General features: G+C 41.0%; 20 protein-coding genes. 14 read left to right on the top strand and 6 right to left on the bottom strand.

The window, feature by feature from the left end:
* Positions 1-49: 49 nt before the first annotated feature.
* Positions 50-427, bottom strand: a complete 378-nt coding sequence (grcA, locus tag ACJZU6_RS13825; protein WP_036796032.1) for an autonomous glycyl radical cofactor GrcA — start codon at positions 425-427, stop codon at positions 50-52.
* A gap of 362 nt (positions 428-789) precedes the next feature.
* Here grcA and nfo point away from each other — a divergent pair, with 362 nt between their 5' ends.
* Together nfo and ung are read left to right on the top strand one after the other, a co-directional pair.
* Entirely contained in the window at positions 790-1,629 is an 840-nt protein-coding gene (gene nfo, locus ACJZU6_RS13820; protein WP_080158492.1) for a deoxyribonuclease IV, read from the top strand.
* 12 nt (positions 1,630-1,641) lie between these two features.
* Positions 1,642-2,304: a uracil-DNA glycosylase gene (gene ung, locus ACJZU6_RS13815; RefSeq protein ID WP_408900443.1), complete on the top strand. Its 663-nt coding sequence runs from the start codon at positions 1,642-1,644 to the stop codon at positions 2,302-2,304.
* 71 nt (positions 2,305-2,375) lie between these two features.
* Here ung and ACJZU6_RS13810 read toward each other — a convergent pair whose 3' ends face one another.
* The gene (locus ACJZU6_RS13810; protein WP_080158490.1) at positions 2,376-2,558 is read right to left on the bottom strand and encodes a DUF3545 family protein; all 183 of its coding nucleotides are present in this window, start codon (positions 2,556-2,558) and stop codon (positions 2,376-2,378) included.
* A 497-nt stretch (positions 2,559-3,055) separates the two neighbouring features.
* Here ACJZU6_RS13810 and ACJZU6_RS13805 point away from each other — a divergent pair, with 497 nt between their 5' ends.
* Together ACJZU6_RS13805 and yaaA are read left to right on the top strand one after the other, a co-directional pair.
* Positions 3,056-4,507 carry a sodium:alanine symporter family protein gene (locus ACJZU6_RS13805; protein WP_080158489.1) on the top strand — a complete coding sequence of 484 codons (1,452 nt, stop codon included), beginning with the start codon at positions 3,056-3,058 and terminating at the stop codon, positions 4,505-4,507.
* Between the two features lie 106 nt (positions 4,508-4,613).
* Positions 4,614-5,387 carry a peroxide stress protein YaaA gene (gene yaaA, locus ACJZU6_RS13800; protein ID WP_327779818.1) on the top strand — a complete coding sequence of 258 codons (774 nt, stop codon included), beginning with the start codon at positions 4,614-4,616 and terminating at the stop codon, positions 5,385-5,387.
* Between the two features lie 87 nt (positions 5,388-5,474).
* On the opposite strand, the gene srmB is transcribed toward yaaA, so the two are convergent.
* Positions 5,475-6,725, bottom strand: coding sequence for an ATP-dependent RNA helicase SrmB (gene srmB, locus ACJZU6_RS13795; protein ID WP_080158487.1), 1,251 nt, complete (start codon positions 6,723-6,725; stop codon positions 5,475-5,477).
* Between the two features lie 195 nt (positions 6,726-6,920).
* Positions 6,921-7,631, bottom strand: a complete 711-nt coding sequence (locus tag ACJZU6_RS13790) for a methyltransferase (RefSeq protein ID WP_327769841.1) — start codon at positions 7,629-7,631, stop codon at positions 6,921-6,923.
* A 398-nt stretch (positions 7,632-8,029) separates the two neighbouring features.
* On the opposite strand from ACJZU6_RS13790, the gene brnQ reads away from it, so the two are divergent.
* Positions 8,030-9,349 carry a branched-chain amino acid transport system II carrier protein gene (gene brnQ, locus ACJZU6_RS13785; protein ID WP_408900442.1) on the top strand — a complete coding sequence of 440 codons (1,320 nt, stop codon included), beginning with the start codon at positions 8,030-8,032 and terminating at the stop codon, positions 9,347-9,349.
* An 81-nt stretch (positions 9,350-9,430) separates the two neighbouring features.
* Here brnQ and fldB read toward each other — a convergent pair whose 3' ends face one another.
* Positions 9,431-9,952 (bottom strand): flavodoxin FldB, encoded by a 522-nt coding sequence (gene fldB / locus ACJZU6_RS13780; RefSeq protein ID WP_080158484.1) that lies wholly within the window; start codon positions 9,950-9,952, stop codon positions 9,431-9,433.
* A 212-nt stretch (positions 9,953-10,164) separates the two neighbouring features.
* On the opposite strand from fldB, the gene xerD reads away from it, so the two are divergent.
* The 6 genes from xerD to ACJZU6_RS13750 all read left to right on the top strand — a co-directional run bounded on the left by xerD (position 10,165) and on the right by ACJZU6_RS13750 (position 18,181).
* Positions 10,165-11,061 (top strand): site-specific tyrosine recombinase XerD, encoded by an 897-nt coding sequence (gene xerD, locus ACJZU6_RS13775; protein WP_080158483.1) that lies wholly within the window; start codon positions 10,165-10,167, stop codon positions 11,059-11,061.
* Positions 11,062-11,220: 159 nt separating this feature from the next.
* Positions 11,221-11,949 (top strand): bifunctional protein-disulfide isomerase/oxidoreductase DsbC, encoded by a 729-nt coding sequence (dsbC, locus tag ACJZU6_RS13770; RefSeq protein ID WP_107276909.1) that lies wholly within the window; start codon positions 11,221-11,223, stop codon positions 11,947-11,949.
* Positions 11,950-12,071: 122 nt separating this feature from the next.
* The gene (gene recJ, locus ACJZU6_RS13765) at positions 12,072-13,796 is read left to right on the top strand and encodes a single-stranded-DNA-specific exonuclease RecJ (RefSeq protein ID WP_408900441.1); all 1,725 of its coding nucleotides are present in this window, start codon (positions 12,072-12,074) and stop codon (positions 13,794-13,796) included.
* A 168-nt stretch (positions 13,797-13,964) separates the two neighbouring features.
* Positions 13,965-15,063, top strand: a protein-coding gene (gene prfB, locus ACJZU6_RS13760) for a peptide chain release factor 2 (protein WP_107276911.1) whose coding sequence is annotated in 2 segments (ribosomal slippage) — positions 13,965-14,039 and positions 14,041-15,063 — 1,098 coding nt in all. Because the reading frame shifts where the segments join, the coding sequence is not laid out codon by codon here.
* A gap of 32 nt (positions 15,064-15,095) precedes the next feature.
* Positions 15,096-16,604, top strand: coding sequence for a lysine--tRNA ligase (gene lysS / locus ACJZU6_RS13755; RefSeq protein WP_080158480.1), 1,509 nt, complete (start codon positions 15,096-15,098; stop codon positions 16,602-16,604).
* 233 nt (positions 16,605-16,837) lie between these two features.
* Positions 16,838-18,181 (top strand): sigma-54-dependent transcriptional regulator, encoded by a 1,344-nt coding sequence (locus ACJZU6_RS13750; protein WP_408900440.1) that lies wholly within the window; start codon positions 16,838-16,840, stop codon positions 18,179-18,181.
* 23 nt (positions 18,182-18,204) lie between these two features.
* Here the strand turns inward: ACJZU6_RS13750 and mutH are convergent, their stop codons facing one another.
* On the bottom strand, positions 18,205-18,885 hold the full coding sequence (mutH, locus tag ACJZU6_RS13745; RefSeq protein ID WP_199190797.1) for a DNA mismatch repair endonuclease MutH: 681 nt from the start codon (positions 18,883-18,885) through the stop codon (positions 18,205-18,207).
* Positions 18,886-19,615: 730 nt separating this feature from the next.
* On the opposite strand from mutH, the gene rppH reads away from it, so the two are divergent.
* From rppH to ACJZU6_RS13730, 3 genes are read left to right on the top strand one after another with little or no spacing between them, the layout of a single operon-like run.
* Positions 19,616-20,137: an RNA pyrophosphohydrolase gene (rppH, locus tag ACJZU6_RS13740; RefSeq protein WP_080158479.1), complete on the top strand. Its 522-nt coding sequence runs from the start codon at positions 19,616-19,618 to the stop codon at positions 20,135-20,137.
* 44 nt (positions 20,138-20,181) lie between these two features.
* Positions 20,182-22,440 carry a phosphoenolpyruvate--protein phosphotransferase gene (gene ptsP / locus ACJZU6_RS13735; RefSeq protein ID WP_327767227.1) on the top strand — a complete coding sequence of 753 codons (2,259 nt, stop codon included), beginning with the start codon at positions 20,182-20,184 and terminating at the stop codon, positions 22,438-22,440.
* Between the two features lie 37 nt (positions 22,441-22,477).
* Positions 22,478-23,281: a sulfite exporter TauE/SafE family protein gene (locus ACJZU6_RS13730; protein WP_080158477.1), complete on the top strand. Its 804-nt coding sequence runs from the start codon at positions 22,478-22,480 to the stop codon at positions 23,279-23,281.
* Positions 23,282-23,354: the final 73 nt, after the last annotated feature.

The following is a 23,354-nucleotide window of genomic DNA, read 5'->3' as shown; positions in this document are numbered from 1 at the left end:
TTTATTACAGCATCTTGCTCAAATCAAGACACTCACACTAGGCTATAAATTATAGGCTGCTAGTGAAAGTACGAGCGATAACGTCTTGCTGTTGTTCAGTTGTTAGTGAGTTGAAACGTACAGCGTAACCTGATACACGGATAGTTAGCTGTGGGTATTTTTCTGGGTGTGCAGCAGCATCTAGTAGTGTTTCACGCTTAAGAACGTTAACGTTTAGGTGTTGACCACCTTCGATTTTAGCTGGCGCTTCGATAGCTAGTTCACGGTACTCAATGTCACCAAGATCTGCTTGTGCGATAATTTGGTCAGCATCGTAGCTACCAGGTGCACAAACACAACGCGCTTCATTAGACTCGCTATCTAGGATCCAGATTGAGTTTAGTAGATCATCGTTTGCTGCTTTAGTAATTTGAATACCAGTAATCATAACTTTTCTCCAAGAAAATTGTTGTTAATTTATTCGTTTTTGTATTGAGCTACCTATTATATAACCTTCAACGCACATTTGTGTATTGATGTAGATCAAATTACAACGAAAAACCTTAAATATAATAAGGCTGTTTTATTGAGCTAGGTCAATCTAACTGCATTTTACTGGCGAATCAACTAAAAATATCAAATTTAAAAAATAAGTTGAATGTTATTTTGTTGTAAAATAACGACATTTTATGATGTTACTATATGCTTATGGTGAATAGATTGTCATATCTTGTGGGTTTTTATGTTAAATATCACGACCGCTATTAGTGTTGTTAATATGTTGTTTGGCGGTTATTTGTAGGAGTTATTATGAAACTGATTGGGGCTCATGTGTCGGCAGCTGGTGGTGTGTACAATGCCCCTTCAAATGCTGCGGCTATTGGTGCAAATGCTTTCGCATTGTTTACTAAGAATCAACGTCAATGGTTGTCTAAGCCGTTAGAGGCTGATGCTATTCTGGCGTTTAAGACAAAATGTCAGCAGTTAAATTTTGATGCGACTGCTATTTTACCGCACGATTCTTACTTGATTAATTTAGGTTCACCGGATACTGAGAAGTTACAAAAATCACGGTTAGCTTTCATTGATGAGATGCAACGTTGTCAGCAATTAGGATTACATTTATTGAATTTTCACCCAGGCAGTCATCTTAAAAAAATATCAGAATCAGCCTGTTTAGCCCTCATTGCTGAATCGATTAATTTAGCTCATCAGCAAGTTGATGATGTAGTTGCGGTGATCGAAAATACGGCAGGACAAGGCTCGAACTTAGGTTGGCGTTTTGAACATTTGGCTGAGATTATTGCTCAAGTGGAGGATAAATCTCGTGTAGGAGTTTGTATTGATACTTGCCATACCTTTGCGGCTGGATATGATTTACGGACGATGGAAGCGACAGCAGCGACGTTTGCTGAATTTGATCAAGTGGTTGGGATGCAATATTTGCGAGCAATGCATTTAAATGATTCTAAAGGAGATTTAGGGAGTCATTTGGATCGTCATCATAGCCTAGGTGAAGGGATGATTGGATGGGATTGCTTTCGATTCTTAATGCAAGATAACCGCTTTAATAATATACCTTTGATATTAGAAACCATTAATCCTGATATCTGGCACCATGAAATTACGACTTTACGCAGTTTTGAATAAGAGAGTTAACCTATGACGGCAAGCTGGCAAACATTTATCGAGCAGCAACAACAATTACCGTATTTTAATGATATCGAACAAGCAGTTGCTACGGCTCGTGCTGAGGGTAAGACTGTTTTTCCTCCTCAAGATGATGTGTTTAATGCTTTTTTCAGTACGCCATTAATGGCAACGAAAGTCGTGATTTTAGGTCAAGATCCTTATCATGGTCCTGAACAAGCACATGGGTTGAGTTTTTCGGTATTACCTGGAGTAAAAACGCCACCATCATTGGTTAATATGTACAAGGAATTAGCGACGGATATCAATGGATTTACTATTCCTGAGCATGGTTATTTACAACCATGGGCTGAGCAGGGGGTACTGTTACTTAATACCGTCTTAACCGTTGAACAAGGTAATGCGCACTCTCACGCTAAAATTGGTTGGGAAACGTTTACTGATCGCGCTATTGAATACATTAATGATAATACCGAAGGGGTGATTTTTTTATTGTGGGGCGCACATGCTCAGAAAAAAGGTAAAAAAATTGATCTTGAACGACATCACGTTTTAACGTCAGCACATCCTTCACCATTATCTGCTTATCGTGGTTTTTTCGGCTGTAAGCATTTTTCAGAGGCTAATAATTTATTGTCGATGATGAGCAAATCACCGATTAATTGGCAATTATAAGTCGCGGCACAAGGTATCGCTTTTAGGAATAAAAAAGGCCAGCGTTTATGCTGGCCGTTTTAATAATATTTTTAGAAATCAAAATCATCACTATTGAAACTACCACACATATCCATGTCTTGTAGTTCTCTGCGTAGTCTTTGACGGTCTTTCAATGCTTCAATTTCACGCCACTTTCGTTTTTCTGGTTTAGCACGAGAGCGACGAGAAACAGTATCGATTGTCATCATGTCATCAAATGCAAAGCTATCCATAAAGCACCTATCCCTACTTTTCGCTTGGTGTAAGCGATTTGAGTATTTATTACCATAGAATGGCTAATAATAAAATTGAACTGTTTCTCATTTGTTATTAAAATATGAAACTTTTGTGTGTCAAGTATCACAATTGTTGAGTGAGTGATTAAAAAAGAGACCATTATTGGTGTTAAATAGGATTTTTATAGTTTTAATTATTAGTCTGTAGTTAAACCGACTAATTATCTAAATCAAATCCATTTTTAGAGGGTAATAATCAGTAAATGTTTTTAGTTGTAAGTTTTATAACTCACTGTAAAAATGCTGATAATTAAATAATTATTATTTTAATAATGGTTTTGCACCTTATCTCTGATTTTATGCTTTAAAGTTGGCAGGGTTAAAAAGAATACCTGTAACGTATTATTGCCATGTTGGCGCTGTTTTTTATTGGGTTAATAACGGTAGTGAAAAGGACGTTGTATCATTAGTTATCGATTTTTAAGGCGTGAAATGTGACTAGTCAAATTAACTTTATCAACGATTTGCTATGGGGATCGGTGTTGATATATTTGCTGATTGGTATTGGCATTTATTTTACTTATCGCCTCAACTTTATTCAATTTCGTCACTTTAAACATATGTTTTCTGTAATGAAAAATAGTCGAAAGTCAGACTCGTCGGGTATTTCATCTTTTCAAGCTTTGTGTACCAGTTTGGCGGCAAGAGTTGGCTCTGGCAATATGGCTGGGGTTGCTGTTGCCTTGACCTTAGGTGGCCCCGGTGCCATTTTTTGGATGTGGCTAATTGCGATGTTAGGTATGGCGACTGCTTTTGCAGAAAGTGCATTAGCGCAATTGTACAAAACCCGTGATGATGATGGTAATTATCGTGGTGGCCCTGCCTATTATATGGAACGTGGTTTAGGTATGCGGTGGATGGGGGTTATCTTTTCTATCTGTTTGATCATTGCCTTTGGCTTAGTTTTTAATGCGGTGCAAGCCAATTCAATCAGTCAAGCCACGCATGTCGCTTTTGGGTGGCAACCACAATATGTTGGCCTTGGCCTTGTGGTATTAACTGGCATTATTATTTTTGGTGGTCTGCGTACAATTGCACGTACAGCTGAAATTTTAGTACCGACGATGGCATTGTGTTACCTCGTATTGGCATTATTTATTATGCTGAGTAATATCGAACAGTTACCGCATATTTTGATGTTGATTTTTCGCAGCGCGTTTGGTTTTGAAGAAGCAGCCTCTGGTGCGTTAGGTTACACCATTGCACAAGGAATGATTAATGGCTTAAAACGTGGATTATTTTCAAATGAAGCAGGTATGGGCTCAGCCCCAAACGCTGCTGCATCAGCAACACCTTATCCTCCGCACCCTGCATCACAAGGTTATGTACAGATGTTAGGGGTGTTTATGGACACCATTGTTATCTGCTCTGCCACGGTGGCGATTATTTTAATGTCAGGTGAATATGAGCCACATAGCAGTATTACAGGCATTGAATTAACCCAAAAAGCCATCAGTTCCCAAGTGGGGGATTGGGGCGGGATTTTTATTGCGGTGGCTATATTCTTCTTTTCTTTTACATCACTGGTTGCCAATTATTCCTATGCTGAAACGAATTTGATATTTCTAGAGCATAATCACAAGGTGGGCTTAAATGTCTTTCGAGTGGTCGTGTTATGTATGGTGATGTTTGGAGCAATGGCTGACTTACCTACCGTTTGGGCGATGGCTGATATCTCTATGGGCATGATGGCAATGATTAACTTAGCCGCGATAGTGTTACTGTCGGGGACGGTGATTAAGTTAGCTCAAGATTATAACAAGCAGTTGTCGCTAGGAAAAATACCCACATTTAATCGTCAAGATTACCCCGAATTACATGCTCAACTTGAAGCGGGAATTTGGGATGAATCGGCACCCGTTGTCGTAAAATCAACGCGACATTAATGTTGTATACCTATTAATGAAATAGTAATAATCACGGCAGTTATACGTGGTTTTTACTATTGATGGTGGTAGTCTAAATACGTCAGACTTTAAAGGAAAAAGCCTTATGTTAATCGTGGTATCACCCGCAAAAACGTTAGATTACACCTCGCCATTAGCAACAACAACTTATACGTTACCTGAATTAACCGTTGATTCAGCTGAATTGATTGATGTTTGCCGAGAGCTGACACCGATGGATATTGCTAGCTTGATGAAAGTCAGTGATAAAATTGCCGGACTAAATGCAGCTCGTTTTGCTGAGTGGCAGCCAACGTTTACCGTGGATAATGCTCGCCAAGCGATTTTGGCATTTAAAGGTGATGTCTACACGGGCTTAGCCGCTGAAACTATGACTGAAGCACAGTTTGCCTATACACAGCAGCATTTACGAATGTTATCTGGGCTTTATGGTGTGTTGCGACCACTTGATTTAATGCAGCCATACCGTTTAGAAATGGGCACCCGTCTAGTGAACCAACGTGGCACTAATTTGTATCAATTCTGGGGCGATATTATTACCGATAAGCTTAATGTAGCTGTTGCTGAACAAGGCGATAATATTGTGGTTAATCTAGCATCTAATGAATACTTTAAAGCGGTTAAGCCTAAAAAACTCAATGCTCAATTAATTACCCCTATTTTTAAAGACTGTAAAAATGGCACCTATAAAGTCATTAGTTTCTATGCCAAAAGAGCCCGTGGAATGATGGCTCGCTATATTTTAGATAATCAATTAACGTCTATTGCTCAGTTACAACAGTTTGATAGTGCAGGCTATTATTTTGTTGCAGCGGAATCAACATCCACTGAATTAGTGTTTAAGCGTGAACAGCAATAATTAATGTAGCGGTAATTATTTTATGCTAAAAAAAGGCCAACGCATTAGCGTTGGCCTTTTTATTTGTCTGTTTTGTAAAAGAGAAAATTATGACTTAGCTTGGCTTTTTTTAGCTGCTTGTTTGATTTTCTTTTTCGCTTTCGCTTCTTTTACTTTCTTATCAACTTTTTTCTTTTTCTTGGCGGTATTAGGTTTCTTCGTTTGTGGACGTAGACCATGAATAAAGCGCTCTTGCACTTCTTCTTTCATGTAACGGCTAATACGTTCGATCATGCCTTGGTCATGTGCTTCAACCAATGCAATAGCAGTACCTTTTTTGCCTGCACGAGCAGTACGACCAATACGGTGTACGTAGACTTCAGCAGTACGTGGTAGGTCAAAGTTAATAACATGGCTTACATCGGGTAAATCAATACCGCGCGCAGCAACGTCGGTAGCAATGAGTACGTTCACTACACCATCACGAAAACGAGTGATCATGTTAGTACGTGCAGCTTGTGCCATTTCACCTTGAATCCAGTTACAAGGAATGCCCATTGCGTCTAATTGACTACGAAGGATACCTAAGCGCTCACGTGTTTTTACAAAGATGATGGTACGTTCAGCTTGATCTTTAATGATGTTTTCTAACAGAGCAAGTTTGTGCTCCATACTATCGCAACGAAGATACATCTGTTGAATCTTTTTACGTTCGCGACGAGATGGATCAGCGTTAACTTCAAGTGGTTCATTTAGAATAGTTTCTGAGAACTCACGTACGCCTTTACCTTCTAAGGTTGCTGAGAATAATAAACTCTGACGACGCCAGCGACATTCATGGTTGATGCGCTCAACAATTTTGCCAAAGCCCATGTCTAACATACGGTCAGCTTCATCAAGAATCAGACATTCAATTGCGCGGCAATCAAATTTCTCAGACTCAATGTATTCCATTAAACGGCCAGGTGTTGCTACGACGATATCTTGCGTTTTACCAAGTAGCTCAGCATGCTCATCGTAAGAAATACCACCGGTAATAGTGAATACTTTTAAGTTAGTGTACTTAGACAGTGCTTTTGCATGTTCAGCAACTTGAATCGCTAACTCACGCGTTGGCGTTAAGATTAATACACGAGCAGGCCCCGGCTTTTTGCGTGGAAAATCCTGCAAGTGCTGAATCATTGGAAGCAGAAACGCAGCTGTTTTTCCGGTCCCTGTTGGTGCAGAAGCCATGACATCTTTACCGTCAAGGGCATGAGGGATAGCCTGCGCTTGAACTACGGTTGGGCGGCTATAGCCGATCTCGTCAATCGCTCGTAATAGCTCGCTATCTAACTCTAATTCGGAAAAGTCTTTCACCAGTTATCTCTCCCAAGACAAATGCTAAATATGCTCTCGTCACTGTGCTTATGCCGTGTAACCAGAACATGGGTATTTATATTAAGGGGCGGCATTATAGCCACTCTTGGCGTAAGTAACACCGATTAAAACATAAAAACTTCAGTTAATGATCAATATTCGTTATTGCTTGATTATATTTTATACGTTAACCGATTACATTTTTAAGTAAAAATCTTTAGTAAGTTTAATAAAATCAGTGGAATAGGTGTTATCGGTATGAATGCAAAGTTGTTGTTGCTCAGTAATGACGCAATTTTTAGTTAATTCGATTAATGTGCGCATTATTGGTTTATGCATGGTTGTGCGAACATCGCAACGACGCTGGCAGTATAACCCATAAGCGGATGCTTGGTTGATCAGTTGTTGACCTTCATAGGCGGGTAGAATAATGCTAGCACTACCATCTGTTGTTAATAAATAGCGAAGGGTTTCTAGTAATTGTTGATGACTAAAGCTGTCGGTATGACGTGCTGTGGCGCGATGTTGCTGGTGTGCTTGTTGACCTGCATTAAAATAGGGTGGGTTACAAATAATACTATCAATAGATGCAGGGGCAATATGCTGACACCAATGGGTAATGTTATTTTCAATACATTGTAAGCGTGATGACCATGGCGACGCGGAAAAATTTGCCGTTGCTGCCATTGCCGCGCTGGAATCTAATTCAATGGCAGTGATTGTTGTTGCTTGGGTGCGCTGTGCCGCCATTAGTGCTAATAAGCCACTACCTGTACCGATATCAACAATATGCCCTTGCTGCGGTAAACCTGCCCATGCACCTAATAAAACGCCATCAGTACTAATAGGCATGCCGCAACCATGATCATTGATGGTGAATTGTTTGAAGTTAAAGCTGCGACTCATTGTTTATTCCCTTGGTTTTTGGATAGTTACCATGTTGATAAAACACACAAAAGCATATAAAGCGAAGGTTATATAATCAAACTATAATTAATGACGTTGATTTTGTTAAAATTCTGTTTTTATATCGATATTTAAGTGTTATGTGTTTTTTATAAGTATGGTTGTTTTACTCTGTACTGGTTTTTTGTTTTGTTTTGATTTTAAAAACCAGTGTTTAGTTCTGGTTTTTTGGCGATTAAGCTGAATTATATGGTGTTTTTCGCTACTCTATTGCTAAGGTTAACCTTTTTGGTCATTATGCTGCAAGGCACGTAATTAATAGCAACATATAACTCGTGCTACTTATTATAAAAAATGCAGACACAATATATAACCCATTAGAGAGTGGAAGGTGCAGTTTGAAAAAAACACTCAAAATAACAGATATCATTGCGCTAGGCTTTATGACCTTTGCGTTCTTCCTTGGTGCAGGTAACATTATTTTTCCACCGTTAGCCGGACAGCTTGCGGGTGAGAATATGTTATCAGCAATGTCAGGGTTCTTAGTAACAGCCGTAGGCTTACCGTTAATTGGAATTATCGCGGTAGCAATAGCGGGTGGTGGTTGGACGGGACTGACTCGTGATTTACCATCAAAGGTCGCAACGTTAATGGCGGTATTGATTTTTATCATTATTGGCCCTGCGTTTGCCGCTCCTCGTACCGGTCTTGTTGCTTATGAAATGGCAGTAAAACCTTTTCTTACTGATGCAAGCCAAACCAGTTTAACCCTCTTTTCTATTATCTTCTTTTCGGTAGCACTGTTCTTTGCTTGGTCTCGCGGTAAATTAATCGACATGATTGGCAAATTTTTAACTCCCGCTTTATTTGTGGTGTTAACGGTGTTGGCGATTGCGGTCTTTATTAATCCACAAGGAACCATCATTGCAGCACAAGGTGAATATATCTCTCAACCGTTTACTACTGGTTTCCTTGAGGGTTATAACACCATGGATACCTTTGCTGCACTGATGTTCGGTATGCTGATTGTTGATGTTATTCGTAGCAAAGGCGTGACGGATGATAAGACAACTTGTACTTACCTTATTTATGCAGGCTTGATTGCAGCTGCCGGTTTAGCCTTTGTTTATGTGTCATTATTTTATCTTGGTGCAACCAGTGCGGGCATTGCTGCTGGCGTTGGTAATGGTGGTGCAATTTTAACGACTTATGTGATGGCGCTGTTTGGTTCAACCGGACAAATTATTTTATCAACGATTGTATTACTTGCATGTTTAACAACAGCAATTGGTTTAATCAGTGCGTGTGCTGATTACTTTAGTACCCTAACGCCAATGTCTTATAAAAAGTGGGCTGTGTTGTTAGCCATAATCTGTGCGGTAGTCGCAAATGTTGGCTTAAATATGCTGATTTCTCTGTCGATACCAGTGTTGTTTGCATTGTACCCTGTTGCTATCTCATTAGTGGCATTGACCTTGATTCGCAAGTGGTTGCCTAATCCACGCTTAGCATACCGAGTGGTGTTATTGGTATCACTGATTTTCAGTATGATTGATGTGGCTAAATACCTGAAGTTTGATATGTCGTTGTTTAGTTCATTGCCAATGTTTAATTATGGTATGGCATGGGTATTACCAACGGTTATTGCTTTAGTGATAACGCGTTTCATCGGTGGTAAACAATCTAAAGATGAAAATAAGCACACCGTTGTTATATAAAACAGTGCAATAACAATGTAGCTGTTGAAATATAAAAAAGGGATGCATGAGCATCCCTTTTTTTATGAATATGATCCAAGTTTAGATAAGTTGAGCGTATTCGAGCATGATTTGCTCACACCATTGATGAATACGATCATCACTTAATTCGTATTGGCTATCTTCATCTAAAGCGAGACCCACAAACAATGATTCATCGGCTGTTAATGCTTTTGATGCCTGAAATTGATAGCTATCATCATTAGGCCAATAACCGATAAATTGTACTCCAGTTGAGCTGAGTTGGTCATGCAACATACCCATTGCATCTAAAAACCACTCGGTATAGCCTTCTTGATCACCGAGCCCAAATAAGGCCACGGTTTTTTGTTGTAATTGTAAGCCATCTAATTGTTGCCATACCGCTTCCCAGTCTTCTTGGATTTCACCAAAATCCCAAGTTGAAATGCCTAAAATTAGCATGTCATACTGGTTCATTTCCGTTAATGGCGTGTGTTTAATATTGTGTAATTCAACCAGATCAGCCCCTAGGCATTCACGAATTTTTTCTGCCGCCATTTCGGTATAACAGGTCGTTGAGCCATAAAACAAACCAATTTTCATGCTGTGTATCCTCTGTTTTTATTTTTAACCAAAGTGTACTCGCTATTGATCGTTGAGCTCAAAGTTAGCGTGGTCTTGAACGGTATAATATTCCGTTGAATTAATAGATAACGAGGTTACTTTTTAGTGCAAATATCCTATCATGCGCTGAGTACTGTGTTTTTATCCATGTATTTAAACCGTCTTATGACACAGCTTATGATGAGGTAAAAATGGTAACCGACGATGTTATTATTGAACGCTTTCTTGATGCGATGTGGATGGAACGAGGGTTATCCGACAATACTCTTGCCTCTTATCGTAATGATTTAAAAAAATTACAACAATGGATGCAGCAACAAGCGATTACTGTTTCTCACGCCTCGGTTGATGATTTACAACGTTATCAATTATGGCTGTTTGATCAAAACTATAAGCAAACATCACGCGCACGTATGGTGTCGGCGATTCGACGTTTATTTCAATATTTATACCGTGAGAAAGTACGGATTGATGATCCGAGTGCCATGTTAGTAACGCCTAAGTTACCTAAACGGTTGCCAAAAGATCTCAGTGAAGCACAAGTCGATGCGTTATTAGAAGCCCCCGATGTTAATGATCCACTTGAACTTCGTGATAAAGCGATGCTGGAATTGTTATATGCCACTGGGCTTCGTGTGACCGAATTAGTTACATTAACCATGGATAAAGTCAGCTTGCGCCAAGGTGTGGTGAGAGTGACCGGTAAAGGTGATAAAGAACGCTTAGTGCCGATGGGGGAGAATGCTGTTGATTGGATTGAACAGTTTATTGAAAGTGGGCGCCCCGTATTATTAGGCGAGAAAAGCTCAGATGTGCTATTTCCGAGTCGCCGAGCACGTCAAATGACGCGTCAAACATTCTGGCATCGAATTAAATATTATGCGGTATTAGCCGGGATTGATGCCGATACATTATCACCCCATGTCATGCGCCATGCTTTTGCTACCCATTTACTTAATTACGGCGCTGATTTGCGTGTGGTACAAATGTTGCTTGGCCATAGTGATCTCTCTACAACCCAAATTTATACTCATGTTGCCACTGAAAGATTGAAACAATTACACCAAAGTCACCATCCTCGTGCATAATTATGAGATGTTGTTAGCTAAAATTAGCGATAATATTTGTATTTAGGGATACTTCATTTATGCTGCGCGGATAAAAATAATAGCGCAATTGAAACTATTTAGTCGAAATCTCGGTCTGTTTTATATCGAGATTGTCATCATTTGAAAAGGGATAACAAGATGCATTTTATTCGTCGCACCGTGCTAGCCACTACTATTGCACTCACTGCTTTTTCTGCGGTAGCAAAGCCTGACGTAACGGCTATCACCAAGCAACTATCAACCATTGGTTTAACGCCAAGCTCAATTACGGCTTCGCCAATGGCGGGTGTAAATGAAGTTGTGACTGAACGTGGTGTTGTTTATACCTCTGATGACGGACAATATTTTCTAGCGGGTCATTTATACCAAAACACGGGGGCTGAACCTGTGAATTTAACTGAGCAAAAAATGGCACAGTTAAACAAAGCTAAATTAGCGGGAATGGATAAAGACATGATTGTTTATCCAGCTAAAAATGAAAAATATGTGGTAACCGTGTTTACTGATACTAGCTGTGGTTATTGCCGTAAATTGCATAATGAAATGCAAGGTTATAATGATGCTGGCATTACGGTACGTTACCTTGCTTTCCCTCGCGGTGGTGAGCGTTCAAGTAACTTCAATCAAATGAGTGCTATTTGGGGAGCGAAAGATCGTGTTAAAGCTATGCATGATGCAAAGAACGGTACTTTTGATGAATCAAAAATCACCCCTCGTCCTGATTTAGTGATGGAACAATACCAATTAGGTGTTGCGATGGGCGTGAATGGTACCCCTGCAATCGTGCTTGAAGATGGCACTATGATTCCAGGTTACCAACCGCCAGCAGCATTACTGCAATTATTGGATAGCAAAGCGAAAAGCTAATTACGACCATTAATTAACATTGGTCATCGTGGATAAAAGCCTGATAGTGATATCAGGCTTTTTTGTTGGCGGTGATTTGGTTAAGATGAAAAGATAATCATTCCACTAAAGAAGCCGTTATTATGATAGAAATCAAACGTCGTCCTGTTGTCGATCCTCAAGGCTTCTCGAATGAGATCCCCGCTATTTTACAACGCATTTATGCGAGCCGTGGCATTACAAATGATGCAGAACTTGAACGCGGCGCGAAAGGATTACTTAATTATAATCAGCTTTATGGTATGGCTGATGCAGTAACATTATTAGTTACCGCACTTACCAATAATACTCGCATTATAATTGTGGGTGACTTTGATGCCGATGGTGCCACCAGTTCTGCATTATCAGTGTTGGCGTTGAAAATGTTGGGGTGTCGCAATGTTGATTACCTAGTGCCAAATCGTTTTGATGATGGTTATGGTCTTAGTCCTGAAGTGGCGCAGCAAGCGATTGATCGTGGTGCAGAACTTATCATGACGGTGGATAATGGCGTCTCTTCGATTGCTGGTGTGGCAGCAGCAAAGGCACAAGGGGTACAAGTGCTGGTTACTGATCATCACCTACCAGGGGACTGTTTACCTGCTGCTGATGCGATGGTGAATCCTAACCTTGATCAATGCGGTTTTCCCTCAAAAGCATTATGTGGGGTTGGGGTCGCGTTTTATTTGATGCTGGCTTTACGAGCAGAACTGCGTAATAACGGTTGGTTTGAACAACAAGCGCTGGCCGTGCCTAATTTAGCTGAACTGCTTGATTTAGTGGCACTGGGTACGGTTGCTGATGTGGTGGCTTTAGATGGTAATAACCGCATTCTCGTCCATCAAGGTTTACAACGTATTCGTGCTGGTAAATGCCGCCCTGGTATTCAAGCATTAATCGAAGTGGCTAATCGTGATCCTGCTCGATTAGTGGCGAGTGATCTTGGCTTTGCACTTGGGCCGCGAATTAATGCTGCAGGACGATTAGACGATATGTCATTCGGAGTGGAGTTACTGCTGTGTGACAATATTCAAGCAGCACGACGTATGGCGTCAGAGCTTGATGCGCTTAATCAAACTCGTAAAGAAATAGAACAAGGGATGAAAGAAGAAGGTCTCGCGATTTGTGAACGGTTACAGTTTAATCAGCAAGATATGCCTTATGGTTTAGTGCTGTTTCAACGTGATTGGCATCAAGGGGTGATCGGTATTTTAGCCTCGCGGATCAAAGATAAATATCATCGCCCAGTGATTGCTTTTGCTGATGCAGGCAACGGTGAAATTAAAGGATCTTGTCGCTCTATTGTCGGATTACATATGCGCGATGTGTTAGATGTGGTTGATACACAACATCCTGGTATGATTTTAAAATTTGGTGGTCACGCGATGGCGGCTGGATTGACCATCCCTGAGTCTCAATTGGACGCCTTCAGTCTCGCTTTTGATGCCGCAGTACGTAAAGTGTTAGATGAAGATGCATTGCAAGGTGTATTACTCAGTGATGGTGAACTACAACCCCATGAACTAACGCTTGAGACTGCTGAAATATTACGCGCAGGTGGGCCATGGGGACAACAATTTCCTGAACCGACGTTTGATGGTTCGTTTCGATTATTACACCAAAAGCTGGTGGCAGGAAAACATCTAAAAATGATGGTTGAGCCGTTAGCGGGGGGAAGTGTGATCGATGCGATAGCATTTAATGTTGATCTTAAACGGTGGCCAGATGCTTCAGTACAGCAAATTGAATTGGTGTATCGCCTCGATGTTAATGAGTTTCGCGGCAATCGTAGCGTGCAATTGATGGTTGAACATTTAGCTGCAAAATAATGCCAGCATGAGAACTTAGCCGAAAGTGGTGAGGATCTTGGCGTCGACAGCCTAGATTGTCACCATATTTCGATTAATTTTCTGATAACCTTTCACTCCCCCTGTATATTCTATCTACAATTCGATAGAATCTTGCGGTTATGTCCATTTCGGTAATGAAGCGTGGCGATGTTCGAAATTAATCCTATTAAAAACCGACTTGAGGATGTGTCAGCACGTACTGACATCCTTAGGGGGTACCTTTGACTATGATGCTAAAAAAGAGCGTCTAGAAGAGGTCAATGCAGAGTTAGAGCAACCAGATGTATGGAGTGAACCTGAACGCGCTCAAGCGTTAGGTAAAGAACGTGCAGCACTGGAAGCGGTAGTTGAAACGATTGACTTATTAGACCAAGGCGTTGAAGACGTTGCGGGTCTACTTGAGTTAGCGGTTGAAGAAGACGATCAAGAAACCTTTGATGAGATTGAACCTGAGTTAGCTGAGCTTGAAGCTAAGTTAGCTAAGTTAGAATTTCGTCGAATGTTTGCTGGTGATCATGATAGTTCTGATTGCTATCTTGACCTTCAAGCAGGTTCTGGTGGTACTGAAGCACAAGATTGGACATCAATGATGCTCCGCATGTATTTGCGTTGGGCTGATGCCAAAGGCTTTAAGAGCGAGATCATTGAAATTTCTGATGGCGATGTTGCCGGTCTGAAATCTGTCACAGTACGTATTAGCGGTGAGTATGCTTATGGTTGGTTACGTACCGAAACAGGTGTTCACCGTTTAGTGCGTAAATCACCATTTGACTCAGGCGGCCGTCGTCATACTTCGTTCGCATCAGCATTTGTGTATCCAGAAATTGATGACAATATCGTTATTGATATCAATCCTTCTGATTTACGTATTGACGTATACCGCGCATCAGGTGCGGGTGGTCAGCACGTAAACACCACTGAATCTGCGGTACGTATTACACACTTACCAACAAACCTTGTTGTACAGTGTCAGAACGATCGCTCTCAGCATAAGAACAAAGATCAAGCAATGAAGCAATTAAAAGCGAAATTGTTTGAATATGAAATGCAGAAGCAAAATGCTGAAAAGCAAGCCAGTGAAGATACCAAATCAGACATTGGCTGGGGCAGTCAAATCCGTTCTTATGTATTGGATGACTCCCGCATAAAAGATTTACGTACTGGGGTGGAAAATCGAAACACCCAAGCAGTATTGGACGGTGATTTAGACCGTTTTATTGAAGCTAGCTTGAAATCAGGTCTTTAACCGAATTTCAGTAAAATTTTAAGGGATACCCCATGACTGACCAAGTACAAGATGAGAATAAACTGATTGCTGAACGTCGTGCTAAATTAGACATGATCCGCAAAGGTTGTAAAGCAAATGGCCACCCAAATGATTTCCGTCGTGATAGCTTAGCGGCAGATCTAGAAGCAAAATACGGTGAGATGACTAAGGAAGAGCTTGAACAAGCCGGTCATGTGTTTGCAATCGCTGGCCGTGTAATGGCTAAGCGTGGTCCTTTCCTTGCAATTCAAGATGTATCTGGCCGTATTCAGGCTTATGCATCTAAAGATGTTCAGAAAGAGCTAAAAGAAAAATATTCTGGTCTAGATATCGGTGACATCATCGGTGTTAAAGGGGCGCTACATAAATCTGGTAAAGGTGATCTTTACATCGAAATGGATAGCTACGAGTTGCTAACAAAAGCACTGCGTCCATTACCAGAGAAATTCCATGGTTTAACTGACCAAGAAATGCGTTACCGTCAACGTTATGTTGATCTGATTGTAAATGACGATTCTCGTCGTGCATTTATCATTCGTTCAAAAGTGGTTTCAGCGATCCGTAATTTCATGGTAACAAAAAACTTCATGGAAGTTGAAACGCCAATGATGCACGTGATCCCTGGTGGTGCAACAGCACGTCCATTTGTGACTCACCATAATGCATTAGACATCGACATGTACCTACGTGTTGCGCCTGAGCTTTACCTTAAGCGTCTAGTGGTTGGTGGTTTTGAGCGTGTATTTGAAATTAACCGTAACTTCCGTAATGAAGGTCTATCTCCACGTCATAACCCTGAATTCACTATGATGGAATTCTACATGGCGTACGCTGATTACCATGATCTAATGGATCTTACTGAAGAAATGCTAAGCAGCGTTGCGATTGACGTTCTAGGTTCTTCAAAAATGCCTTATGGTGAGTTTGAAGTTGAATTTGCTGGCCCTTACGCGCGTATCAGCATGCTAGATGCGATCAAGCAATACAACCCAGATCATGCAGAAATCCAAGCATTAACTTACGAAGGCGTTGCTGATCGTGAGCTAATGGTTAAGATTGCTAAGTCTGTGCATGTTGATGTTGAAAGCTTCTGGACGTGTGGTCAGTTATTAGAAGAGATCTTTGGCGAAACCGCTGAACCTCAACTAATGCAACCAACATTCATTACTGAATACCCAGCAGATATCTCACCACTTGCTCGTCGTAACGATGAAAACCCATTCATTACTGATCGTTTTGAATTCTTCATCGGTGGTCGTGAAGTAGCGAATGGTTTCTCTGAGCTTAACGATGCTCAAGACCAAGACCAACGCTTTAAAGCACAAGTTAATGCTAAAGATGCGGGTGATGATGAAGCTATGTACTATGATGCAGACTACATTACTGCGCTAGAGCATGGTTTACCGCCAACAGCAGGTCAAGGTATCGGTATTGACCGTTTAGTAATGCTATTTACTAACACACATACAATTCGTGACGTTATTTTGTTCCCGGCAATGCGCCCACAACTAAATAATTAATCGTGTCGTAATATAAAAAAACCATCGCCTAATGCGGTGGTTTTTTTTTGTCTCGAAAAAAGAGTCAAAAAAGCGACAAATAGCGATTTGTTTTATAAAAATTCGAGTTACATCAACAGATTATATTACCAAAACCACATTATACTAAACAAGTTGCACTTGTTCGTATATTATTAATAAAGCAGTTGTTAAATACCACTAAAGAGATAATTGCGTTATTAATGGAGGGAAGAATGACTATCGGGATGGTAAAAAAAGCTAAGGCTGTTATTCCTAATACCTTAGTTATTTTTGGCGGTAATAATCAGCAGTGGTTACCAGCAATGGAAAGTGCTGGTTGGTTATGTCATCGTTGTTATGATTTACGAACAGCAGAAACATTACTGTTAGAAATCGGCCCTTGCATTGGTGTTGTTGACCTTAGCCATGATGATTTTAGTATTCATAGCTTTTCTGCAATGGTAAATCGTAATAAACAAGTACGCTGGATTGCGATAGTGCGTGATGAGCAACTTGCCAATGAAGCGATAGGCCAATTTATCGTTAATTTCTGTCTTGATTATTTTTCAGTCCCCGTTCCGCCAGAGCGATTATTACAAACGATCGGCCATCAGATTGGTATGCTTAATTTAGAGCGTAAGGTATGGCCACAATTAGGTAATTTTGGCCAGCAAGGGCTACAAGGCTCTACGGCAGTGATGAAAAAATTGCGCGATCAAGTAAAGCGGATTGCATTAAGTGATGTCTCTGCTGTGATTAGTGGTGAAATTGGAACCGGAAAAATATTAGTTGCTGATGCTATTTTTAAAGCTTCAGCGCGTGCAAAACAGCAGGTAATACGGGTTAACTGTGAAACCATGACCGCTGATTGGATAATAGAGACAGAACATGGTCCCCAATCTGTTTTTGAAGCGGCCAATAATGGGGTGTTAGTGCTTGAAGAGTTTACCCTATTAACAGACGCTTGCCAGCAATCTCTGTATCAAGTGTTAGCTGAAGGGAGTTACTACGACCCTGATGGTAATGCGATTGCCGTTGATATGCGGGTTATCTCAGTAACACATCACTCGCTTGATAATCTGGTGACATTAGCGACGTTACGACGTGAGTTATATTTCCGCTTAAATGTCGTTTCTATTACTGTGCCGCCGCTACGTGAGCGCAGTGATGATATTATTTTCTTGGCTGAGTTTTTATTATTAAAATATGCACGTCAATATAACAGCGTCGCTAAATACTTATCTGAACAGGCGCAAGCGATGTTATTACAATATCCATGGCCGGGTAATGTGCAGGAGCTTATTTGCCAAATAAAGCGGGCAGTATTGCTTGCGGAAAATAAATGCATTGAAGCGGATCAGTTAGATATTCCTCGCGTAATTGACGATAAATTAAGTTTAAAAAAAGTGCGTGAAGAATCTGAGCGAAATGCATTATTAACCGTATTAGAAAATAATAAAGGGCAGATATCAGCAGCGGCACGTGAACTTGGTGTCTCACGTGCGACGATGTATCGTTTATTAAATAAGCATCAATTAATTCCACCACCGCGGTGTTTTCGTCAAAGTCACGCCTGATTAATCTATTGGAATCAATATGACTAAATAAAATGCCGTTGCAGCAATTGCGCGGTAAATTGTTTTTTTAAGTAGAAGCCACGCGGTAAGGTTTTAATCGGTTGACCATTTGCGCCATAAGCTTCGGTGAGGACTTTACTGTTGGCGGCTTTTGGGCGTAATTGCAGTACTTCACCATGACGGGCGGTGATGGTTTCTACTTGCCCTAACACGATCATATCCATTAACTCTTCCCAATCTTGCTGTAGTTGTGCTTCTTCTTCGGCACTCGGACTCCACAGTAATGCTGAACCAACATGGCGATCTTCAAGTGGAATATCCCGCTCTCCTTCGACGGGGACCCACAATACCCGTGCCAGTTTTTGTCTGATATGACTGCTGTGCCATTGTAAGCCTTGCACTCCAATCAAAGGGGCAACACAAACAAACGTTGTCTCAAGTGGCTTCCCCTGATAACTGATCGGTATGGTTTTTAGTTCTATGCCGAGCTCAATAAAATCGGGAACCGGTTTACTGCCCGCCGTTGCACCGAGGTGCCATTCTAATAATTGACCAACCCAACCTTTATCACGTTTAAGATCCGGAGGGGGAATGATGCCCGCGATTGCGGCTAATTCACCAAGAGTCATGCCAGCCAATTGTTGGGCTCGATTGAGTAATTCAGCTTCTGTTTTTGGCGTTGAACGGATGATTTTTATATTCATAAAGTGTCGTGATAGTCAGTTATATTCAATTTTTTATCGCAATTAATACTATCATATTCGTATGGGTTGGTGGATGAGGATCGGTGTTGATCATTGGTAGTGAATGTTGATTGTGGTTGATCATTGCTGCTGAATAGGCGTTGTAGCAGGGGTTGAGGCTTTTATCTTTGATGACAGGTCGATGTTATTTAATACGAAGTTTAAAATAAAAAGATATCCACAGCTTTTTTTTTGAAAATATTTCATAATAGTATAACTGAGTATTTATACAGTAATAAGTTGTAAAAATAACCATTATGATGCGGTGTTGTTCACAGTGAGGAGGCGGTAATTGTGGGTAACGTCATTATTGGTTGATATTTAACCGATCGTTTTTTGGTGATGTGAAAGTTGTCTTTATTTTATTTTATTATAGAGGTGAATTGGTTTTATATTGATGTTTTTAATGATAAAAATAAAAATTAATTCAATTATAGTGATGCGTGACTAAGGTGTCGTTTGTTACTAAAATCGGCTTTTTTTAGGTTTCTGCACAAATCTATCCACAGAAAGAGTGAATAAATGTGGGACATGTCTCATTTGGCTGTCTGTAAAGTAATCAGTGTGCAAAGTTATCCAGAATCTGGTTTTTATTGTGTAAAACTCGGCGATATTGATGAATGTTTGTTTACCGATCACGTCTACTATGAAAAAATCACTATTAATAGATATTTATACTTGAGGTCGTCCAGTGATTGATGGCGATGGATACCGCCCTAATGTAGGGATCGTTATCTGCAATGGCCATGGCCAGGTATTTTGGGCTCGACGATATGGACAACATTCTTGGCAATTTCCGCAAGGTGGCATTGATGAAGGTGAAACCCCTGAGCAAGCTATGTACCGTGAATTGTATGAAGAAGTAGGATTAACCAAAAAAGATGTCAGGATAATTGCGTCAAGCCGACACTGGTTACGTTATAAATTACCGAAGCGTCTTGTGCGGTGGGATTCAAAACCTGTTTGTATCGGTCAAAAGCAAAAGTGGTTTTTGCTGAGTTTGGAATGCGATGAGTCCAAGGTCAATATGCAGCGTGGTGTAACACCTGAGTTTGATGGTTGGCGCTGGGTAAGTTATTGGTACCCAGTAAGGCAAGTTGTCTCTTTTAAGCGTGACGTATATCGTCGAGCATTAAAGGAGTTTGCAGCTGTTGCAATGCCATTTAAAGAATGGAAAGAACGTAAATTTAAGCGCATTAAAAAACGTAATTAGCAAGTCGAGGTTATTGGCTCACAGGGAACAATTAAAGGCTCGTTATGCTGACACAGCTAAGAGAAATTGTTGACAAGGTTGTCAGCGCCCACACATTGATTGATGCATTGGATCAATTAGTTTCCAATACTACTTTGGTAATGAAAACCGATTGTTGTTCGGTGTACATTGCCGATCATCAGCGTCAGGTTTATACCCTGATGGCGACACAGGGATTGAATAAATCTCGACGACGCATTAGCTTACGCTTTGATCAAGGATTAGTAGGATTAGTGGGTCAACGAGCTGAGCCATTAAATGTTGCAGATGCTCGAGTACATCCCCGCTTTAAACATTTACCAGGGATCGGAGAGGAATCTTTTCGATCTTTTTTTGGTACTCCCATTATTCATCAACGCCAAGTTCTCGGCGTTATTGTTGTCCAGCAGCGCGAGCAACGTGAATTTACCGAAAGTGAAGAGTCTTTTTTAGTTACGCTAGCAGCTCAGTTGGCGGGTATTTTAGCGCATGCGAAAGCACAAGGGATGTGGTTTGAAAAAGGCCACCGATTGCACCTCACGGGATCAGCTGCATCAACTGGGGTCGCGATTGCCAAAGCATGGTGGGATGACACACAGCCATTATTAGAGCATGTGGCGCCAGCATCATGTTTAGACTGCCATGCTGAACAAGAACGCTTAACCATTGCGATAGATTCTGCGGGTAAAGAATTTCGACGGTTGCGAAAGCGGTTTGATAGCGACTTACAAAAAGAAACTCTCGCCATTTTTGACTTATTTAGTCACCTGCTTAATGATCCTTTGTTACGTAAGGATCTTAAACATCATATAGCTGGAGGGGATCAAGCCGAATGGGCTGTACGGCAAGTGGTTGAAACATATTCAAACCGTTTTGCTAACATGAAAGATCTTTACCTTAAAGAGCGCGCGCGTGATATTCGTGAGTTAGGACAAAGGCTATTATATTTTTTATGTGATGATAAGCCTAATGAACAACAATGGGATGAACCGATTGTCTTGTTGACTCGTGAATTAACGGCGGCAATGTTAGCCACTGTACCTGCTGGAAAACTAGCAGCAGTGGTTGCTCAAGAAGGCGCGGCTAACTCTCATGCCGCCATTTTATCGCGAGCATTAGGTATTCCGACCATCATGGGAGTCGATTTTACACCTCAAACTGTACACAACAATTTGGTGGTGGTTGATGGTTATCGTGGCGATTTACTGGTTAACCCTAATCGGCATGTGTTGGCTGAGTATCGTCGTTTATTGCGTGAAGATGATGAGCTTGAAAAGATCGTTGAATGCGATCAACAGCAACATGCAGTAACCAAAGATCAGCAGCGGATCATGGTACATATTAATGCCGGATTAAGTGCTGATTCACATTTAGCATTAAACAAAGGCATTGATGGGGTGGGTTTATACCGCACTGAAGTGCCGTTTTTGCTACAACGCAGTTTTCCTTCCGAAGAAGAACAAATTAACCAGTATCGTGCAATTTTGCACACTTACCCCGATCAACCCGTGGTGATGCGAACATTAGATATTGGTGGCGATAAACCATTACCTTATTTATCCATTGAAGAAGATAACCCGTTTCTTGGTTGGCGTGGCATTCGGTTTACGCTTGATCATCCTGAAATATTTATGATTCAAGTACGTGCCATGCTGCGAGCTAGTATTGGGCTGACTAATTTAGATATTTTATTGCCGATGATTTCGGGGATAAATGAACTCGATGATGCTAAAGCCATAATTGAACGAGCATATACCGATGTCGCTCAAACGGCATTAGCGGCAGGACAACAGCTGCATAAGCCTCGAATTGGGATCATGATTGAAGTGCCGTCGATGTTATATCAATTGCATGCTTTAGTTGGACGGGTCGATTTTATATCAGTGGGGAGTAATGATTTAACCCAATATTTATTGGCTGTTGATCGTAATAATGCGCGGGTAGCGAATGTCTATGATGCGCTTCATCCTGCAGTTTTACATGCCTTAAAACATATTGTCGATAGTGCTAAACGGTATCAATTACCTGTGTGTGTCTGTGGTGAGTTGGCGGGCGATCCTGTTGGAGCGGTGTTGTTAGTCGGTATGGGATATCGTTCGTTGAGTATGAATGCGCGTAATGTCGCGAAAATTAAATATATTTTACGGCATATTAATGGTTCAGATATGACATCATTAGCAACTCAGGCGCTACAAGTTGATGTTGCTGATGATGTTCGTCAATTAACGACAGCATTTATTGAACAATATCAGCTGGGTGGTTTTATTCGTGCAGGTAATAAATAACGGTGGTGTAGTGTGAAAAAATGTGTGGGTGATTATGATGCATGAAAGCGTGATGTGGCTGTTTTTGATGTGTTTAATCTTAGGCTCCGTTGTCGGTTTATTAGCTGGATTATTGGGCATTGGCGGTGGTTTGCTGGTGGTACCAGCATTGGTATGGTTGTTACCGCAAATAGGTATTGAGCCAGCAATGTTAATGCATATTGCACTTGCAACTTCACTCGCAAGTATCGTAATGACATCAATGGCTTCTGCCCGCAATCACTTTAGATTGGGAAATGTTGATTTTTCAGTAGTTAAAGTGTTGGCGCCTGGCATTATTATTGGTGGCCTTGGCGGCAGTGTGGTGGCGGAATTAGTGCCTGCGCAGTATTTGCCAAAAGTGTTTGCAGTGATCGTATTGCTGCTTGCTCTACAAATGATGTTATCGTTGCGAGTTACCCATTCTCGACCACTTCCGAGTCCGCTGGCATCAGCGATTGGCGGCGGTGTAATTGGCTTATTATCTAGTTTAGCGGGTATTGGTGGCGGGTCATTAACTGTGCCGTATTTAAGCTATTTTGGCATTGAAATGCGACGAGCTATTGGTTCGGCTTCACTGGTTGGGTTCTTGATTGCCATTTCGGGCATGATTGGTTTTATTTTTGCTGGTGTCGGTAGTGCCGATTTACCGGCATATAGCCTGGGCTATGTATATTTACCTGCATTAGTAGGGATTGCCGCCACTTCAATGATGACCACGCGCTATGGTGCGGCATTGGTGACGCGTTTACCAACAGCAACGCTTAAAAAGCTGTTTGCGATACTGCTGCTTATTATCAGTATTAAAATGTTCTTGAGTTGATATCGGCTAGATTTAATTTTGTTATCTTCTGATAGAATTAAGAGTAACGACTTTTCGACGCCTAGCTTTTGCT

Origin of the sequence: Photobacterium piscicola (assembly GCF_046058925.1) — a bacterium.
Lineage (GTDB): Bacteria > Pseudomonadota > Gammaproteobacteria > Enterobacterales > Vibrionaceae > Photobacterium > Photobacterium piscicola.
Note: the sequence above shows the minus strand (reverse complement) of the source record. Positions and strands in the feature narration are given on the sequence as shown.

Excerpts from the sequence above, each read along its gene's own strand:
- grcA (WP_036796032.1), bottom strand. The coding sequence starts at position 427 with ATGATTACTGGTATTCAAATTACTAAAGCAGCAAACGATGATCTACTA.
- nfo (WP_080158492.1), top strand. The coding sequence starts at position 790 with ATGAAACTGATTGGGGCTCATGTGTCGGCAGCTGGTGGTGTGTACAAT.
- ung (WP_408900443.1), top strand. The coding sequence starts at position 1,642 with ATGACGGCAAGCTGGCAAACATTTATCGAGCAGCAACAACAATTACCG.
- ACJZU6_RS13810 (WP_080158490.1), bottom strand. The coding sequence starts at position 2,558 with ATGGATAGCTTTGCATTTGATGACATGATGACAATCGATACTGTTTCT.
- yaaA (WP_327779818.1), top strand. The coding sequence starts at position 4,614 with ATGTTAATCGTGGTATCACCCGCAAAAACGTTAGATTACACCTCGCCA.
- ACJZU6_RS13790 (WP_327769841.1), bottom strand. The coding sequence starts at position 7,631 with ATGAGTCGCAGCTTTAACTTCAAACAATTCACCATCAATGATCATGGT.
- fldB (WP_080158484.1), bottom strand. The coding sequence starts at position 9,952 with ATGAAAATTGGTTTGTTTTATGGCTCAACGACCTGTTATACCGAAATG.
- xerD (WP_080158483.1), top strand. The coding sequence starts at position 10,165 with ATGGTAACCGACGATGTTATTATTGAACGCTTTCTTGATGCGATGTGG.
- dsbC (WP_107276909.1), top strand. The coding sequence starts at position 11,221 with ATGCATTTTATTCGTCGCACCGTGCTAGCCACTACTATTGCACTCACT.
- recJ (WP_408900441.1), top strand. The coding sequence starts at position 12,072 with ATGATAGAAATCAAACGTCGTCCTGTTGTCGATCCTCAAGGCTTCTCG.
- lysS (WP_080158480.1), top strand. The coding sequence starts at position 15,096 with ATGACTGACCAAGTACAAGATGAGAATAAACTGATTGCTGAACGTCGT.
- ACJZU6_RS13750 (WP_408900440.1), top strand. The coding sequence starts at position 16,838 with ATGACTATCGGGATGGTAAAAAAAGCTAAGGCTGTTATTCCTAATACC.
- mutH (WP_199190797.1), bottom strand. The coding sequence starts at position 18,885 with ATGAATATAAAAATCATCCGTTCAACGCCAAAAACAGAAGCTGAATTA.
- ptsP (WP_327767227.1), top strand. The coding sequence starts at position 20,182 with ATGCTGACACAGCTAAGAGAAATTGTTGACAAGGTTGTCAGCGCCCAC.
- ACJZU6_RS13730 (WP_080158477.1), top strand. The coding sequence starts at position 22,478 with ATGCATGAAAGCGTGATGTGGCTGTTTTTGATGTGTTTAATCTTAGGC.